Here is a 15822-nt window from a genome sequence, read left to right as displayed (position 1 = left end):
GAAGCCCATGCGAATCCTCCTGGTTGAAGACGACACGGTTCTGCGCGACGTGATGTTGCGCAGCCTGGCCGATGCGGGACACCGCATCGATGTGGCGACCAACGTCGAGGACGCCGACCACCTCTGGCGCGTGCAGCCCTTCGATGCGGTGCTGCTCGACCTGAACCTGCCTGCCACCGCCAGCACGACCAGCGGGCTGTCCAGCGGCCTTCACGCGTTGCGGCAGGCGCGCAGCCGCGGCGACCGCACGCCGGTGCTGGTGCTGACCGCACGCGATCGCACCGATGAACGCATTGCCGGCCTCGATGCGGGCGCCGACGACTACCTCGGCAAGCCCTTCGACCTGGCCGAGGTGGAGGCCCGCCTGCGTGCACTGGTGCGGCGCGCCCAGGGCACCGAGGACATCGTGATGCAGGGCGACCTCAAGCTCGACCGCAAGGCGCGCCGCTTCTCCAATGCCGAGGGCCCGCTCGACCTGCCAGCGCGCGAGTTCGAGGTGCTGTGGGAACTGATGAGCCCGCCCGGCCGTGCGGTGAGCAAGCGCGCCTTGTCCGACAAGCTGTCGGGCTTCGACGAGGCGCTCGGCGACAACGCGCTGGAAGCCTTCATCTCGCGGCTGCGCAAGAAGCTCGCGGGCAGCGGCGCCAGCATCCGCACCTTGCGCGGCATCGGCTACCTGCTGGAAGCAGAACCTGAATCCCGTGCCTGAGCCCCAATCGGCGGGGCCGAGTGCGCCGTCGCTCACGCGCAGGGTGTTGCGCAATGTGCTGTGGCCGCTGGCGCTGAGCTGGTCGATCGGCACGGTGGTGGCGGGCGGCGCCGCGCACTACCTGACCGGGCAGGCCTTCGATCACGCGATGCTGGACGATGCGCTGGCGGTGTCGGCCAACATCCAGTTGGGCGAGCGCGGGGTGGAGTTGCTGCTGTCGCCGCGGGAAGTGACCACCTTGCTGTTCGATCAGTCGGAGGAAGTCCACTTCGCGGTGTTGCGGCCCGATGGTTCCCGCATTGCCGGCGAGACCGGTTTGACGGCACCGATGCCCGAGCCAGGCTCCCGCTTCCAGTTCTCCGACATCCAGTTCCGAGGCAAGCCCTTTCGCGCCGTGGTGCTGAGCCAGCAGGACCCGACCGGCCACAGCGTGGTGATCGCGCAGACGACGCGCGGGCGCACCGCTCTGATCCAGCGCCTGCTGCTGTACACGTTGGTGCCGCAACTGCTGCTGCTCGGGCTGCTCGCGGTGTGGCTGTGGCGCCGCATCCGCACCGACCTGCGGCCGCTGGTCGACCTGCAGCAGGCGCTCGACCGCCGCGATGCCGACGAACTTGCGCCGGTGACAGTGGTGCGCACCTCGCGCGAGGTCGAGGGGCTGGGCGATGCGGTGAACTCGCTGTTCGACCGGCTCAGCCACAGCGTGCAGGCGCAACGCCAGTTCGCCGGCAACGTGGCGCATGAGCTGCGCACGCCGCTGGCGGGCATCCGTGCGCTGGCGGACTATGGCCTCGCGCACGCGGACCCTGCGGTCTGGCGCGAACAGCTCCAGCGCGTGGCCAAGAGCGAGGCGCGCGCCAGCCACATGGTCGACCAGTTGCTCGCGATCGCCCTGGCCGACGAGGCACACGCGACGCAGGTGCGCGCGCCGGTGCACCTGGCCGAACTGGTCGAGCAGACGGTGCTGCGGCACCTGGCGCGGGCCGATGCGCGCGGCGTGGACCTGGGCGCGCGCGGCATCGAGGAGGGCGCGGACGTGGTGGTGCAGTCCAACGCGGCGCTGATCGAAGGCGTGCTCGACAACCTCATCGACAACGCGCTGCGCTACGGCGGCCGCACCATCACGGTGGAGCTGGCCGGCACGGTGCTGAGCGTGGTCGACGACGGCCCCGGCATTCCGCCGGAGGCGCGGCGCGACCTGATGCAGCGCTGGGCCCAGGGCGCGGCCGGCCACAAGCTGGGCGAAGGCGCCGGGCTCGGGCTGTCGATCGTGTCGCGCTATGCGGGGCTGCTGGGCGCGGTGCTCACGCTGGAGAACGACGCAGTCACCGGCGGCTTGCGCGCCAGCGTCGCGTTCTCGGCGGCGGGCTGAATCACCGGGGCGCCGCGTTGCCCGGGTCGAAGTCGTCGTCCAGCGCGAAGTCGCCGCGTTCGAAGGCGGCGATCACCTGCAGGGCTTCCGCGACGTGTGATGCAGCCACGCGCAGCTTGGCGCCACCGACGGCCACGCTCCAGAGCGGGTTGGCCTGCACCAGGTTGTCGTCGGCCACGACGGCCGGCACGCGCGCCGCATTGAGGCAGGCGCACAGCATGTGGGCATCGGTGGGCGTGAGGTCTTGCGCGACGGTGACCATGTCGCCGAGGTAGGGGCCGGTGCCGTCGTCCATGGTCGTCGTGCCTGCGGTGGTTCAGCCTTGCGAGCGCCGCGCAATGCGCAGGGGCGCCCGCGGCGCGGAGGCGTCGATGGCCCCGGGCGCGTGGCGCAGGTCCTTGTCGATGAAGTCGCGCGCGATGTCGTCGACGTCGCCTTCCACCGGGCTCGGGAAGTTCATGCGGTACTTGAGCAGGCGGCCCTGCAAGCCGGTCATGAAGGTGCGCGATTCGAGTGGCCGGCCCTGGCTGCGGAACTGGTAGCTCACGGTGCGGAAGTCGAGCCCGCCGATGCGTGTGTCGCGCGTGGGGCCGATCTTGAGATCGGTGTACTGGCCCGACTGCGCCAGTTGCCGGACCTCGTTGATGGTGCTGCGGAAGTGCGCGTCGAAGGCCGGGTCGGCAACGCCCGTGGCCCAGTTGCTGCGGCCCAGGCCGTAGTGGTAGACATCCACCCAGCCGACCACGCTTTCATAGCGCTGCCGGCTGCCGAGGCCGGGGCGGTTCGCCTCGAAGTCGTGCGCGCCGGCCAGTTGCCAGGTGACGCCGGCCGGCGGCCGGATGGTCGGCACGGGCGCCGTGATGGCCGCCGAGGCCGCGGTCGGCGTGCCGGTGGCGCAGCCGGCCAGCCAGGCGCCGACGGACATCGCCGCGGCGAGCGACATGAGTTTGCTTGTCATCGATGGATCTCCCCCAGGCGATTGTCGTCATCCAGCGATTTCGACCTCGCCTTCGATTTCCACCGGCAGGTCGAAGGGCAGTTCGGCCATGCCGACCGCGCTGCGCGCATGCGCGCCGACCTCCGGGCCGAAGAGTTCCAGGATCAGGTCGGAAAAGCCATTGATCACGCTCGGCTGCTGGTTGAAGCCCGGCGCCGAATTCACCATGCCGAAGACGCGGACCCAGGCGCTGATGCGGTCGAGATCGCCCAGCGCGCGCTGCAGGCTGCCGAGAATGGCCAAGGCCGTGAGCCGCGCCGCCGCGTGGCCTTGCTCGAGAGTGAGTGCCGCGCCGACCTTGCCGAGGGGACGCGCGATGGCGCCGTCCTCGGCTTGCGGCCCGTGGCCGGAGATGATCGCCCGGCGTCCGACCAGCCGCACCGCCCGGAACGGCAGCACCACGCCGGGCGGCGGCCTGACCGGCGGCGGCAGCACCAGGCCGAGGGCTGCGAGGCGTTGTTCGATGTGTGCCACTTGAATCTCTCTCCTTGCCGCGGGGCGATCCGGGGGTGGGTGTCATGCTGACGGCACACTGAACCAAAGTCCAGTCCCCGGCAAGGCCGTGGGGGCGTAGCGTCCGACGGTGCTCCATCCCGAACCGCTCATTGCCGTCGTGGACGACGAATCGCCCGTGCGCATCATGCTCGGGCGATTGTTGCGCCTGGCCGATTACCGGGTGGGCGAGTACGCCAGCGGCGAGGACTTCCTGGCCTCGCTGGAGGGCCGGCAGCTTCCGCTGTGCGCCATCGTGGACCTGCACATGCCGGGCCTGTCGGGCTTCGAGCTGCAGTCGCGCATGCGGGCGGCGAAGCTCGACGTGCCGGTGGTCTTCATCACCGCGAGCGACGACCCCGGCCTGGATCGTTCGGCGCTCGCGCTCGGCGGAAAGGGCCTGCTGCGCAAGCCCTTTTCCAGCGACGAATTGTTCGAGGCGATCGCCGGCGCGGTCGGCCGGCGGGGCGATGAGGGCGAGGACGCGACCTGAACCAAAGTCCAGTTCCGCGCGCCAGGGCAAGGGACTAAAACCGCCGTGTGATTCGCACGCCGGAAGGAGTCCGCGATGACAAGCGCAGGAGCAAACGCATGATCGAACCCGCGGAGGGCCCGGCGCCCGGCCCCACCTCCAATGAAATGGCCGCGCACCGCACGGCCTTGGCCGATGCGCGTTCGCACCTGGCCAACGAGCGCACCCACCTGGCCTACCTGCGCACCGCGCTGTCGATGATGAGCTTCGGCATCACGATCAACCGATTCGCCATCTACCTGCTGCAAGGCAAGGACGCGGAGAAGCTGCTCGAGCATGAGAACTTCCCGATGCGCGACGCAGCCAATGTCGGGCTCGGCATGGTGATCATCGGCATGGTGCTGTTGCTGTGGTCGCTGTTGCGCTATCGCAAGACCTACAAGCAGATCGTGGAGCAGCGCTTCGAGCCCAGTTCCACGTCGGTGAGTTTGCTGACCCTCGCAGTGGTGGCGATGGGCGCGGTCAGTGCGATCTGGCTGCTGCTTAGCTGAGCAGCCCCGGCAGCCTGTTGCGCATTCGATTGGCGCCGGCTAGGGTCGCAGGCATGAAGTCCCTTGCGTCCCGCTTCGCCGCGTTGCTTGCGCTGGTCCTGGTCTTCTCGGCCTTTGGCGTGTGCGCGCAGCAGCCGCAGCCGAAGGAAGCGACGGTCGAGGCGCCGCTCTACGTGGCCAATCGCCCGGTGTTCGTATTTCGCGCGCCGATGTTCGGCCTGACGGCGAAGCAGCGCGCTGCCCGTGCGGTGGAGCGCATCGATGCGGTGCCGTCGGCGCGCCTGCAGGAGCCGGTGCTGGTGACGGAAATCAGCCAGGACGGGGTCCACGGCTACATCATCACGCAGCAGGGCGCGACCATGTTCGCGGTGTTCCCGGCCGACCTGGAGCCGGGCGATCCGCCGCTGCAGAAGGTGGCCGCCGAGGCCGGCGCGCGGCTCCAGGCGGCATTGCTGGTGCGGTGGGAAGCGGGCGGCGGGCGCAGGCTGGCCGTCGGTATCGCATGGACCGTGCTGGCCAGCGTGATCCTCTCGGCCGTCCTCATGGCGCTGCGTCGCGGTGCGCGCGAGGTCGAGGCCTGGACCCGGGGCATGCGCGCGCGTGCCGCCGCCCGCTCGATGTTCGACTGGCGCCGCATGCTGGTGCAGTTGCTGATGCACCTCGTGCAGTGGGTGCGGCTGGCGCTGGTGCTGGTGGCCTTGTACCTGTGGCTCGCCTTCGTGCTCACGCGCTTCCCCTACACGCAGCCCTGGGGCGCCACGCTGGGCGAGTCGCTGAGGGAGCTCGTGGCGCGGGTGCTGCTGGCGGTCCTGAATTCGCTGCCCGACGTGGCCATGATCGCGGTCATCGTCGTGCTGGCGCGCATCGGTGTGAAGGTGCTGCATGCCTTGTTCGAAGGTGCGCGTGCCAGCGGCGCGGCCCTGCCTGCCTTGCAGCCCGACACCATCGGCGCCACCAAGCGCCTCAGTTCGGGAATGGTCTGGATCTTTGCGCTGGTGATGGCCTATCCCTTCATCCCGGGCTCGGACTCCGATGCGTTCAAGGGGCTGAGCGTGCTGTTCGGCGTGCTGGTCACGCTGAGTTCGTCGGGCGTGGTGTCGCAGATCATGGCCGGCTTCGTGCTGGTCTATTCGCGTGCACTGCGCCCTGGCGACCAGGTGCGGATCGGCGACGAGGAGGGGCAGGTGCTGAGCCTCGGCGTGTTCTCGACCAAGCTGCGCAACCGACTCGAGCAGGAGGTCACGCTGCCCAATGCCGTGGTGGTGGCAGCGAAGGTGGTGAACTACACGCAGACGGGCAAGCCCGCGGAGATGTCGATCTCGACCACGGTGACCATCGGCTACGACACGCCGTGGCGCCAGGTGCAGGCCATGCTGGTGATGGCCGCCGGGCGCACCGCAGGCCTGCTGCCCACGCCGGTGCCGGTGGTGCGCCAGGTGCGTCTGCAGGACTGGTACATCGAGTACGAGCTGAACGTCTTCATGCGCCCCGAAGCGCTGAAGTACGACGTGCTCCACGAGCTGCACAGCCACATCGTCGATGTGTTCAATGAATACGGCGTGCAGCTGATGTCGCCGAACTACGTGCTGCAGCCGGCCGATGCGGTGCTGGTGCCGAAGGACGGCTGGCGTCCGCCGCCGGCGGTGTAGATCAAGAGAAGGGCGTGCCTGTGAAACTGCTTCTGCTTTCCGTGATCGGCGCCGTCATCCTGTGCGGATGTTCCACGACAACGACATCCTCGGACATCGTGCTGCTGAAGACGGAGATCCAGGGGCCGCGATGTTCCGCGCCTGTCGAGGGCGCCTGCGCCAGTTGCGGTACGGCTTGCCCGGCGCAGAAGCAGGCCTTGTGCATCGGGGGGACGAGCACGGTCGCATCCGCTGGCGCTGTCGCGACCTGTGCGGTACCTGCGTCCTGCAGCTGCGTGGATCTTTCGCTGGAGCGACCGCAACGCTGAAGCGTTGGATGTGAGCCGCCAGGGGAAAAAAGGCGCTGCCAATCGACAGCGCCTTGTGCATCACTCATCGCGCGGGCCAAGCCCCGTGCTCGACGACTGGTCAGACCGTCAGGCCAGCGCCGGGTAGTCGATGTAGCCCTTGGCCCCACCGCCGTACATCGTGGCCTTGTCCAGCGCATTCAGCGGCGCGTTCTCGCGCAGGCGGCGCACCAGGTCGGGGTTGGAGATGAAGGGCTTGCCGAAGGCCACGAGGTCGTCGCCTTCCTTCACGGCGGTCTCGGCCAGCGGCTTGTCGTAGCCATTGTTGACCATCCATGCGCCCTTGCCACCGGCGGCGCGGTAGGCGGACTTCAGTGCTTCGTAGTCGAAGGGACGGTCCTCGATCTCGCGCGGGCCGCCGGTCGCGCCTTCGATGATGTGGATGTAGGCCAGGCCGAGCGGCGCGAGTTGCTTGACCACATAGTCGAACAGCGGCTGCGGATTGTCGTCGCGCACGTCGTTGGCGGGCGTGACGGGCGAGAGGCGAATGCCGACCTTGCCGCCGCCGACCGCGTCGACGATGGCGCGCGTCACTTCGAGCAGCAGGCGGGCGCGGTTCTCGATGCTGCCGCCGTAGTCGTCGGTGCGCTGGTTGCTGCCGGTCTTGAGGAACTGGTCGAGCAGGTAGCCGTTGGCGCCGTGGATTTCGACGCCGTCGAAGCCGGCGGATTCCACGGCGTTGCGTGCGGCGGCTGCGTAGGTGTGGACGATGCCGGGCAGTTCCTCGGCCTTCAGCGCGCGCGGCTCGGAGGTCTCGACGAAGGTGGGCACGTCGTCCTTGATGAGCACTGTCTTGGTCTTCGCCGTGATGGCCGAGGGCGCGACGGGCTTGCCGCCTTCGGGTTGCAGCTCGGTGTGCGAGACACGGCCGACGTGCCACAGCTGCACGACGATCTTGCCGCCCTTGGCATGCACGGCGTCGGTGACGTGCTTCCAGGCCTCTATCTGCTCGCTGCCGTAGAGGCCCGGCACGTCGGCATAGCCCTGGGCCTGGTGGCTGATGGCGGTGGCCTCGGTGATGAGGAGGCCGGCGCTGGCGCGCTGGGCGTAGTAAGTGGCGGTGATGTCGCGCGGCACGGCGTTGGGCGAGCGGTTGCGCGTGAGCGGCGCCATGACGATGCGGTTGGCGAGTTGCAGGTCGCCGGCCTGGACGGGGTCGAAAAGCGTGGTCATTGTTCTGGGTTCCGGTTGCCGAGAGGAGGGCGCCGAGCGTAAGGCGGCGCGTTCAACCGTGCTGCGGTGGGGTTGTGGGCTTTGGTGTAGCACCCGCTGAATCATTTGAATTCGGATCGGTGCTGTCCACCCGATACATGCGTCCACTGCCGCCCATTTCAATGATCCGGCGCAGGAGCGAATTCGCTATCGTCGCGATTGCCGGAGAATGGTCCGCTCGCCCGATGACTTCTTCCCCGCCCAACGTTTCCACGCCCTCCACGATGACCGCCGGACGCGCGCTGTGGGTGGCGCTCGCCCTGTCGATGGGCGCGGCGGTGTCGCTGGGCCTCGCACGCTTTTCCTACGGCTTGCTGCTGCCCCCGATGCGCGCCGATCTCGGCTGGAGCTATGCGTTGGCGGGTGGCATGAACACGGCCAATGCGGTGGGCTACCTGGTCGGCGCACTCATGACGCCGGCGTTGATGCGGCGTCATGGCGCGATGCGGGTGCTCATCGTTGGGGCCTTGTTGGCGACGCTGTTCATGACGGGCAGCGGCTTCGTGACCTCGGCGCCGGCCTTGCTCTTGCAGCGCCTGCTGGCGGGACTGGCGAGCGCCTGGGTGTTCGTGGCCGGCGGCCTGCTGGCGGCGCGACTCGGCGCGGCGCAGCCTTCGCGCAGCAGCTTCCTGCTCGGGCTCTACTACGGCGGCACGGGCTTCGGCATCGTGCTCTCGGCAGTGCTCGTGCCGGCCGTGTTGCAGGCCGCAGCGGGCGTCGCGCACGGATGGGCATGGGCATGGTGGGCCCTGGCGCTGGCGAGTGCCTTGGGCACCGTTTGGCTGGCGTGGGCCGCACATGCGATGGCGGGGCAGGGGCTGGGTACGCCGGGCGCCATGGCGGGTGGCACGGCGCAGCAGGCATCGGAACCGGTGGCCCTGCATCGCTTCGGCTGGGCGCTGGGCGGCTATACGCTGTTTGGCGCGGGCTACATCGGCTACATGACCTTCATCATTGCCTTGCTGCGCGAGCAGGGCGCGAGCGCGGGCTTCGTCACGCTGTTCTATTCGCTGCTGGGACTCGCGTGCGTGGCATCGTCACGGCTGTGGGCTGGCTTGCTGGACCGCTTCCATGGCGGGCAGCCGCAGGCGTTGCTGAACATGCTGCTGGGCGTGGCCACCTTGCTGCCGGTGCTGAGCCCGTCCTTGCCCGTGGCGCTGGTGTCGGGCCTGATGTTCGGCGCGGTGTTCCTGTCGGTGGTGGCATCGACCACGGCACTGGTACGGCACAACCTGCCGCAAGTGGATTGGGCGCGCGGCATCAGCGCGTTCACGATCGCCTTCGCGCTGGGGCAGATCGTGGGGCCGACGGTCACCGGATGGATCTCCGATGGCGCCGGCGGCCTGGCGCGCGGGCTGATCGTCTCGGCCGGCACGCTGTGGCTGGGTGCGGCGCTGGCCTCCCGCCAGCGCGCACTGCACCATACGACGTTGCCTTCGAGCGCATAACTGCGTTGGAGCGCCTTGCCGTGCTACGGCACTGTCAGCGGCGCTCCGCCTTGTTCTGCGCTCGAATGCAAAGCCGTAGGAGTTACTTCAGCAGGCCTTCGGCCTTCATGGCTTCCTGCACTGCCGGGCGCGCCCCGACGCGTGCGTGCCATGCCGTCAGGTTCGGAAAGCCGCTGATGTCGACGCCGGTCGGCTTGGTCCAGTTGGTGACGGTGAACAGGTAGCCGTCGGCCACGCTGAACGTGTCGCCCATCAGGTACTGCTTGCCGGCGAGCTGGCCGTCGAGCCAGGTGTAGCGGCTCTTGAGCTTGTCCTTGGAGATGACCTTGTATTCCTCGGGCGTGGCCGGGTTGAACAGCGGGCTGAAGGTCTTGTGGATCTCGGTGCCGATGAAGGTCAGCCATTCCTGCAGGCGGTAGCGGCCCATCGTGCCGGCGGCCGGCGCGAGGTTCTTGGCGGGGGCCTGGTCGGCGATGTACTGGACGATGGCGGGACCTTCGCGCAGGCGCGTACCGTCGTCGAGTTCCAGCATCGGCACGTAGCCGAGCGGGTTGATGCCGTAGTAGTCGGTGCCGTCCTGAAGCTTGTGGCTCTTGGTGCTGGCGAGCACGGGTTCGAAGGCGAGGCCGGCCTCGTGCAGCGCGATGTGGGGTGACAGCGAACAGGCGCCGGGCGAGTAGTACAGCTTCATTGAATTGCTCCTTTTGTGGTTGGACTGGAAAAGGCGAGGGCCATCCTAGCGGGTTTGGCGCAAGGGCTTGTCCTACGGGGCTTCGCGGACGCTGCCGTCCCGGGGTGAGCGCACGCAAACCTACGCTGCCTTTATCGCGGACTGTCGTGCCGCAAACAGGAGATGGTCATGTTGAAGTACGCCATTGTTTTCGCGATCATTTCGCTCGTCGCCGGGGCGCTCGGCTTTACCGGCGTGGCGGCGGGCGCGGCCGGCATTGCCAAGGTGCTGTTCGGCCTGTTCCTCATTCTTGCTGTGGTGTTCCTGGTGCTCGCTGCGCTGGGTGTCGGCGCGGCCAGGAAGGCACTGCGCTGAATGCACTACTCGAACATTGAAACCGTCCTCGCCTATGAGGTGACCGGGCCTTCGCACATGCTGCTCAACATCGAGGCTGCGCGATCCAGCGGCCAGTCGGTGCTGAGCGAGGAACTGGTGGTGGAGCCGCCGCTGGAACTGAATGCCTTCTGCGACGAAGGCAGCGGCAACCGCTTCATCCGCTTCGACGCGGAACCCGGGCCGCTGAAGATCCGCTATCGCGCCGTGGTGCAACGCTCGCCGTTGGTCTTGCCGGAGGAACTGGGCGAGGTGCCGGTCAACCAGGTGCCGGATTCGGTCCTGCACTACCTGATGCCGACGCGGTATTGCGAGTCGGACCTGATGTCTCGCGCGGCGCAGCAGCTGTTCGGTCATCTGCCGCCGGGCATCGGGAGGGTGCAGGCGGTGGTGGACTGGATCCACGAGAGCATCACCTACGAGCCGGGCACCAGCACGTCGACCACCACGGCGCAGGAGGTGTTCGTGCAGCGGGCGGGCGTGTGCCGCGATTTCGCGCACTTGGGCATCACGTTGTGCCGGGCGTTGAACATCCCGGCGCGGCTGGTGGTCGGCTATGTGTGGTTCGATGAGCCGCCGCAGGATTTCCATGCGGTGTTCGAGGCGTGGCTGGGCGGGCGTTGGGTGCTGTTCGATGCGACCCGCATGGCGCCGGTGGATCGGCTGGTGCGCGTAGGCACCGGGCGCGATGCGAAGGACGTGGCCTTCTGCACCATCTTCGGGCCGGTGCGCATGACCGACAAGGCGATCACCATTCGCGAGTACCAGGACGAGAGTGCGCCGCCGCTGCGCGAGCCGGCGCCGACGGGCGAGCTGGTGGGCATCGAGAAGCCCGTGGCGGTTGTGCCGCGCGCCGACGATGGTGCCGATGCTGCGGCGCATTCGCTGGAGACGGCGGGCTAAGGGCCGGGTGCGAGAGGGGCAGGGCCTCGCGACGCTATGAAATTGATAGCAGACGACGAGCGTCTGATGGGCATCGCGGCATGCTTTCGTACGCAGTCGTAGCGCCGGGACACTTGACCACGCGGCAGGCACAAGAAGGGGTGGCCGACTAAAATTGGTGCCCCGTTTTGCCGCGCCCCTCCTGTGCGCCTGCTCCCATGCTCTACCCTGAAGAATTCGATGTGATCGTCGTCGGCGGCGGCCATGCCGGCACCGAGGCCGCCCTGGCCGCTTCGCGCATGGGCGCGAAGACGCTGCTGTTGAGCCACAACATCGAGACGCTGGGGCAGATGAGCTGCAACCCTTCGATCGGTGGGATCGGCAAGGGCCACCTGGTGAAGGAGGTCGATGCGCTCGGCGGTGCGATGGCGATTGCCACGGACGAATCGGGCATCCAGTTCCGCATCCTCAATTCGAGCAAGGGGCCGGCCGTGCGAGCGACCCGCGCGCAGGCTGACCGTGTCCTTTACAAGGCCGCGATCCGTCGTCGCCTGGAGAACCAGCCGAACCTCTCGCTGTTCCAGCAGGCGGTCGATGACCTGATGGTGGAGGGCGACCGCGTGGTCGGCGCCGTCACGCAGGTGGGCATCGCGTTCCGTGCGCGCACCGTGGTGCTGACGGCCGGAACCTTCCTCGACGGCCGCATTCATGTCGGCCTCGACAACTACCAGGCCGGACGAGCGGGAGACCCCCCGGCGATCAGCCTGTCGGCACGGCTCAAGGAACTCAAGCTGCCCCAGGGCCGCCTCAAGACCGGCACGCCGCCACGGCTGGATGGCCGCAGCATCGACTTTTCGAAGTGCACCGAGCAGCCCGGCGATGGCATGCCCGGCGGCACAACGACGGCGTTGCCGGTGTTCAGCTTCATGGGCAGCATCGACATGCACCCGCAGCAGATGCCGTGCTGGATCACCCACACCAACGAACTGACGCACGAGATCATCCGCTCCGGCTTCGACCGCAGCCCGATGTTCACCGGCAAGATCGACGGCGTCGGGCCGCGGTACTGCCCGAGCGTGGAAGACAAGATCAACCGCTTTGCCGACAAGGAAAGCCACCAGATCTTCCTGGAACCCGAAGGCCTGACGACCAACGAGTACTACCCGAACGGGATTTCCACGAGCCTGCCCTTCGACGTGCAGTACAAGCTGGTGCGTTCGATGAAGGGGTTGGAGAACGCGCACATCCTGCGGCCCGGCTATGCGATCGAATACGACTACTTCGATCCTCGCGCGCTGAAGTCGAGCTTCGAGACACGGGCGATCCAAGGGTTGTTCTTTGCGGGGCAGATCAACGGAACGACCGGGTACGAAGAAGCGGCGGCGCAGGGCTTGTTCGCCGGGATCAATGCTGCGCTGCAATGCCGGGGCGAAGAGTCCTGGATGCCGCGTCGGGATCAGGCTTATTTGGGCGTCCTGGTTGACGACCTCATCACCAAGGGCGTGACCGAGCCGTACCGCATGTTCACCAGCCGCGCCGAGTTCAGGCTGCAACTGCGTGAGGACAACGCGGACATGCGGCTGACCGAAGAAGGGCGCAAGTTGGGTCTGGTGGACGATGTTCGTTGGGATGCTTTTTCGCGAAAGCGAGACGCTGTTTCACGTGAAACACAACGACTCAAATCAATCTGGGTGAATCCGCGCAACTTGCCGGCCACCGAATCGGAGCGAGTCCTCGGCAAGGCCATTGAGCATGAATACAACTTGGCAGACCTGCTGCGCCGGCCGGATGTGAGCTACCAATCGTTGATGTCGCTGGACGGTGGAAAGTACGCGACGCAAGAGGGCGCGAACCTGGGCGCCACCGAAATCGAACAGATCGAGATCGCTGCCAAATACTCCGGATACATCGACCGCCAGCACGACGAGGTGCAACGCGCCGCCCATTTCGAGAACCTCAAGATGCCGGCCGACTTCGACTACAGCCAGGTCACCGCGCTGAGCTTCGAGGCGCGGCAGATCCTTGCCAAGCATCGGCCTGAAACCTTGGGCCTGGCGTCGCGCATTTCAGGCATCACGCCCGCTGCCATCTCCTTGTTGATGATCCATCTGCGCAAGGGCGGCCATCGCGCCTTCACGTCGGCTGCCGCCGAGATCTCGGAATGACGCAGGTTGCCGCATTGCACGCGGGCGCCGCTGCGTTGGGATTGCCTTTGACCGAACGGCAAGCGGATCGGTTGCTCGCTTACGCCGCACTGATCCTGAAATGGAACAAGGTCTACAACCTGACCGCCTTGCGCGATCCAGCATTGGTGCTGTCCCACCACCTGCTGGACAGCATGGCGGTCATCGAGCCGCTGCGGCGTGAATTGCCTTCTGGCGGCAAGCTCATCGACGTGGGCGCTGGGGCCGGTTTGCCCGGCGTGGTCATCGCCATCCTGCGGGACGACATCGACGTCAGCTGCCTTGACGCCGTGGCCAAGAAGACGGCCTTCGTCCAGCAGGTGGCGGCGGAGTTGAAACTCCCCAATCTTCATGGCGTTCATGCGCGGGTCGAATCCCTGGCAGGGCAGTACGACATCGTGAGTTCGCGCGCCTTTGCTTCGCTGCCGGATTTCTTCAGCGGTTCTGCCCAACTCCTGGCCCCCGGCGCACGCTGGATGGCCATGAAGGGCAAGGTGCCGACCGATGAACTGGCCGCCATTCCGCCGGGTGTCGATGTGTTTCACGTGGAACATTTGACGGTTCCGGGACTGGACGCGGAGCGCTGCATTGTCTGGGCACGCCAGAAAGCAACAGTTGTTGACTGATTTTTGACGCTAAGCGCCCTTGGCGGGGAGGGCGCGCGGCCGCTTCGGCATCGCCCTTGCGTACACTCGATGCTTTCATCCCCCAGGCAGATTTCCCATGTTCGGCATCGCTGATTACGGCGCGTTCGTCGCGGCCATCGTTTTATTCTTGCTGATTCCCGGTCCAGGGAATCTGGCACTGATCACGTCCACCAGCAAGGGTGGCATTCGCGGCGGACTGGCCGCGACTTTCGGATTGATCACGGGCGACCAGGCGCTGATGTGGGCCGCAGTGGCCGGCATTGCGGCGTTGCTGACCGCCTATCCGGCCGTCTTCCACGGTGTCCAATGGCTCGGTGCCATCTATCTGGCCTGGCTCGGCGCCAAGATGTTGATGGCCAAGCCAGGCGCGGCCCCGATCCTGAACATCCGTCCACGCCAGTATTTCAGCCAGGCGTTCACCATCACGCTGCTGAACCCGAAGGCCATCGTTTTCTACATGGCGTTTTTCCCGCTGTTCATCGACCCGGCCAGGCACCAGGGTCTCGTGACCTTCGGCGTCATGGCGTTGACCGTTGCCGTGCTGACTTTCCTCTATGGATTGAGCGCTGTCTTGTTGACGCACTTTTTTGCCGAGCGGCTGCGCGCCAATCCCCGCATTTCGTCCAAGCTGCAAAAGCTGGCCGGCCTCTTCCTGATCGGTTTCGGCGTCAAGCTCGCCGTTTCCAGCTGATGGCGCACGCCCTTCTGATGTACCCATCCTGCCGCATCCGTCCATCCGCTCGCCGCGCGCCATGCCGCCGGCCCCGCAAGTTCGCTGAAATCCTGGCCATGGGTGGATGCCACCCCGCCTCGCAACATGGTTCGACCGAGCCGGGAAGAGAGCACTGATGGCCCGCATCTTCTGTATCGCCAACCAGAAAGGCGGCGTCGGCAAGACGACCACTACGGTCAATCTCGCCGCGGGCCTGGCCAAGGTCGGCCAGCGCGTGCTCATGATCGACCTCGACCCGCAGGGCAACGCGACCATGGGTTCGGGCATCGACAAGCGCCAGCTCGAACTCACCGTCTACGACGTGCTGCTCGAGTCCGCTACCGTGGCCGAAGCCCGCATCACCGCCGACAAGTGCGGCTATGACGTGCTCGGCGCCAACCGCGAGCTGGCCGGCGCCGAGGTGGAAATGGTCACCCTCGACCGCCGCGAGAAGCGCCTGCGCACCGCGCTCGCCGCCGTCGGCGCCGAATACGATTTCATCCTGATCGACTGCCCGCCCAGCCTGAGCCTGCTCACGCTCAACGGCCTGTGCGCCGCGCACGGCGTGATCGTGCCGATGCAGTGCGAGTACTTCGCGCTCGAAGGGCTGACCGACCTGGTCAACACCATCAAGCAGGTGCATGCCAACCTCAACAAGAACCTGCAGATCATCGGCCTGCTGCGCGTCATGTTCGACCCGCGCATCACGCTGCAGCAGCAGGTCGCCGACCAGCTCAAGTCGCACTTCGGCAACAAGGTTTTCGACACCGTGATCCCGCGCAACGTGCGCCTGGCCGAAGCGCCCAGCTACGGCTTGCCTGGCGTGGTGTTCGATCCGTCGGCCAAGGGCAGCCAGGCCTTCCTCGCGTTCGCGCAGGAGTTGGTGGTCAAGATGCCGGGAACTGCGGCCGGAGCCTCGGCCCCGGCGGCTGCACCGCAATTCCCGGCGGCCTCGTCGCCGGCCGCGGAAACGCCCGCTCCGAACGACGCGTAGTGGCCCGGCCCGTTCGCCCGTCCTGCCCCGTCGCGCCACCCGTGGTGGCCGCGCGGCCATCCACGGTTTTGGCGATGCACGAGCACGACGCC

Annotated in this window: 17 protein-coding genes; 12 read left to right on the top strand and 5 right to left on the bottom strand. The window is 67.2% G+C overall.

From position 1 onward, the window contains the following. Nucleotides 1–7 precede the first annotated feature (7 nt). Nucleotides 8–709: a response regulator transcription factor gene (locus WKW79_RS21360; protein ID WP_340337211.1), complete on the top strand. Its 702-nt coding sequence runs from the start codon at nucleotides 8–10 to the stop codon at nucleotides 707–709. Next, entirely contained in the window at nucleotides 702–2081 is a 1380-nt protein-coding gene (locus WKW79_RS21355) for a sensor histidine kinase (protein WP_340337210.1), read from the top strand. Before WKW79_RS21360 ends, WKW79_RS21355 begins: the two co-directional genes overlap by 8 nt. Before the next feature lies 1 nt (nucleotide 2082). Here WKW79_RS21355 and WKW79_RS21350 read toward each other — a convergent pair whose 3' ends face one another. From WKW79_RS21350 to WKW79_RS21340, 3 genes are read right to left on the bottom strand one after another with little or no spacing between them, the layout of a single operon-like run. After that, nucleotides 2083–2376 carry a hypothetical protein gene (locus WKW79_RS21350; protein ID WP_340337209.1) on the bottom strand — a complete coding sequence of 98 codons (294 nt, stop codon included), beginning with the start codon at nucleotides 2374–2376 and terminating at the stop codon, nucleotides 2083–2085. A gap of 21 nt (nucleotides 2377–2397) precedes the next feature. Further along, on the bottom strand, nucleotides 2398–3039 hold the full coding sequence (locus tag WKW79_RS21345; protein WP_340337208.1) for a hypothetical protein: 642 nt from the start codon (nucleotides 3037–3039) through the stop codon (nucleotides 2398–2400). 27 nt (nucleotides 3040–3066) lie between these two features. Then, on the bottom strand, nucleotides 3067–3552 hold the full coding sequence (locus WKW79_RS21340) for a RidA family protein (RefSeq protein ID WP_340337207.1): 486 nt from the start codon (nucleotides 3550–3552) through the stop codon (nucleotides 3067–3069). A 109-nt stretch (nucleotides 3553–3661) separates the two neighbouring features. Between WKW79_RS21340 and WKW79_RS21335 the strand changes: the two genes are divergently transcribed. The 3 genes from WKW79_RS21335 to WKW79_RS21325 all read left to right on the top strand — a co-directional run bounded on the left by WKW79_RS21335 (nucleotide 3662) and on the right by WKW79_RS21325 (nucleotide 6242). Next, a complete protein-coding gene (locus tag WKW79_RS21335) occupies nucleotides 3662–4063 on the top strand; it encodes a response regulator transcription factor (protein ID WP_340337206.1) in 402 nt (133 codons plus the stop codon). A 98-nt stretch (nucleotides 4064–4161) separates the two neighbouring features. Continuing rightward, the gene (locus tag WKW79_RS21330; RefSeq protein WP_340337205.1) at nucleotides 4162–4593 is read left to right on the top strand and encodes a YidH family protein; all 432 of its coding nucleotides are present in this window, start codon (nucleotides 4162–4164) and stop codon (nucleotides 4591–4593) included. A 53-nt stretch (nucleotides 4594–4646) separates the two neighbouring features. Further along, entirely contained in the window at nucleotides 4647–6242 is a 1596-nt protein-coding gene (locus WKW79_RS21325; protein WP_340337204.1) for a mechanosensitive ion channel family protein, read from the top strand. Nucleotides 6243–6658: 416 nt separating this feature from the next. Here WKW79_RS21325 and WKW79_RS21320 read toward each other — a convergent pair whose 3' ends face one another. After that, nucleotides 6659–7762: an alkene reductase gene (locus WKW79_RS21320; protein WP_340337203.1), complete on the bottom strand. Its 1104-nt coding sequence runs from the start codon at nucleotides 7760–7762 to the stop codon at nucleotides 6659–6661. A 224-nt stretch (nucleotides 7763–7986) separates the two neighbouring features. On the opposite strand from WKW79_RS21320, the gene WKW79_RS21315 reads away from it, so the two are divergent. Beyond that, complete coding sequence (locus WKW79_RS21315; RefSeq protein WP_340337202.1) at nucleotides 7987–9249, top strand: YbfB/YjiJ family MFS transporter; 1263 nt, start codon at nucleotides 7987–7989, stop codon at nucleotides 9247–9249. Between the two features lie 82 nt (nucleotides 9250–9331). Here WKW79_RS21315 and gstA read toward each other — a convergent pair whose 3' ends face one another. Beyond that, on the bottom strand, nucleotides 9332–9940 hold the full coding sequence (gene gstA, locus WKW79_RS21310; protein WP_340337201.1) for a glutathione transferase GstA: 609 nt from the start codon (nucleotides 9938–9940) through the stop codon (nucleotides 9332–9334). 168 nt (nucleotides 9941–10108) lie between these two features. Here gstA and WKW79_RS21305 point away from each other — a divergent pair, with 168 nt between their 5' ends. The 6 genes from WKW79_RS21305 (at nucleotide 10109) to WKW79_RS21280 (ending at nucleotide 15730) form a co-directional block, all read left to right on the top strand. Then, the gene (locus WKW79_RS21305) at nucleotides 10109–10294 is read left to right on the top strand and encodes a DUF1328 domain-containing protein (protein ID WP_340337200.1); all 186 of its coding nucleotides are present in this window, start codon (nucleotides 10109–10111) and stop codon (nucleotides 10292–10294) included. Further along, nucleotides 10295–11215, top strand: a complete 921-nt coding sequence (locus WKW79_RS21300) for a transglutaminase-like domain-containing protein (protein ID WP_340337199.1) — start codon at nucleotides 10295–10297, stop codon at nucleotides 11213–11215. 197 nt (nucleotides 11216–11412) lie between these two features. Further along, nucleotides 11413–13359, top strand: a complete 1947-nt coding sequence (mnmG, locus tag WKW79_RS21295) for a tRNA uridine-5-carboxymethylaminomethyl(34) synthesis enzyme MnmG (protein WP_340337198.1) — start codon at nucleotides 11413–11415, stop codon at nucleotides 13357–13359. After that, nucleotides 13356–14003, top strand: coding sequence for a 16S rRNA (guanine(527)-N(7))-methyltransferase RsmG (gene rsmG / locus WKW79_RS21290; RefSeq protein WP_340337197.1), 648 nt, complete (start codon nucleotides 13356–13358; stop codon nucleotides 14001–14003). The genes mnmG and rsmG overlap by 4 nt, the downstream gene beginning before the upstream one ends. A gap of 97 nt (nucleotides 14004–14100) precedes the next feature. Further along, complete coding sequence (locus WKW79_RS21285; protein ID WP_340337196.1) at nucleotides 14101–14715, top strand: LysE family transporter; 615 nt, start codon at nucleotides 14101–14103, stop codon at nucleotides 14713–14715. A 157-nt stretch (nucleotides 14716–14872) separates the two neighbouring features. Beyond that, nucleotides 14873–15730: a ParA family protein gene (locus tag WKW79_RS21280; RefSeq protein WP_340337195.1), complete on the top strand. Its 858-nt coding sequence runs from the start codon at nucleotides 14873–14875 to the stop codon at nucleotides 15728–15730. Nucleotides 15731–15822 lie beyond the last annotated feature (92 nt).

The organism is Variovorax robiniae (assembly GCF_037889955.1).
GTDB lineage: Bacteria > Pseudomonadota > Gammaproteobacteria > Burkholderiales > Burkholderiaceae_C > Variovorax > Variovorax robiniae.
This window is presented reverse-complemented; position numbering and strand designations above follow the sequence as displayed.

Bases quoted from the DNA above. Each gene is read 5' to 3' on its own strand.
- WKW79_RS21360 (WP_340337211.1), top strand. From the start codon at position 8: ATGCGAATCCTCCTGGTTGAAGACGACACGGTTCTGCGCGACGTGATG.
- WKW79_RS21350 (WP_340337209.1), bottom strand. From the start codon at position 2,376: ATGGACGACGGCACCGGCCCCTACCTCGGCGACATGGTCACCGTCGCG.
- WKW79_RS21345 (WP_340337208.1), bottom strand. From the start codon at position 3,039: ATGACAAGCAAACTCATGTCGCTCGCCGCGGCGATGTCCGTCGGCGCC.
- WKW79_RS21330 (WP_340337205.1), top strand. From the start codon at position 4,162: ATGATCGAACCCGCGGAGGGCCCGGCGCCCGGCCCCACCTCCAATGAA.
- WKW79_RS21325 (WP_340337204.1), top strand. From the start codon at position 4,647: ATGAAGTCCCTTGCGTCCCGCTTCGCCGCGTTGCTTGCGCTGGTCCTG.
- WKW79_RS21320 (WP_340337203.1), bottom strand. From the start codon at position 7,762: ATGACCACGCTTTTCGACCCCGTCCAGGCCGGCGACCTGCAACTCGCC.
- WKW79_RS21315 (WP_340337202.1), top strand. From the start codon at position 7,987: ATGACTTCTTCCCCGCCCAACGTTTCCACGCCCTCCACGATGACCGCC.
- gstA (WP_340337201.1), bottom strand. From the start codon at position 9,940: ATGAAGCTGTACTACTCGCCCGGCGCCTGTTCGCTGTCACCCCACATC.
- WKW79_RS21305 (WP_340337200.1), top strand. From the start codon at position 10,109: ATGTTGAAGTACGCCATTGTTTTCGCGATCATTTCGCTCGTCGCCGGG.
- WKW79_RS21300 (WP_340337199.1), top strand. From the start codon at position 10,295: ATGCACTACTCGAACATTGAAACCGTCCTCGCCTATGAGGTGACCGGG.
- mnmG (WP_340337198.1), top strand. From the start codon at position 11,413: ATGCTCTACCCTGAAGAATTCGATGTGATCGTCGTCGGCGGCGGCCAT.
- rsmG (WP_340337197.1), top strand. From the start codon at position 13,356: ATGACGCAGGTTGCCGCATTGCACGCGGGCGCCGCTGCGTTGGGATTG.
- WKW79_RS21285 (WP_340337196.1), top strand. From the start codon at position 14,101: ATGTTCGGCATCGCTGATTACGGCGCGTTCGTCGCGGCCATCGTTTTA.
- WKW79_RS21280 (WP_340337195.1), top strand. From the start codon at position 14,873: ATGGCCCGCATCTTCTGTATCGCCAACCAGAAAGGCGGCGTCGGCAAG.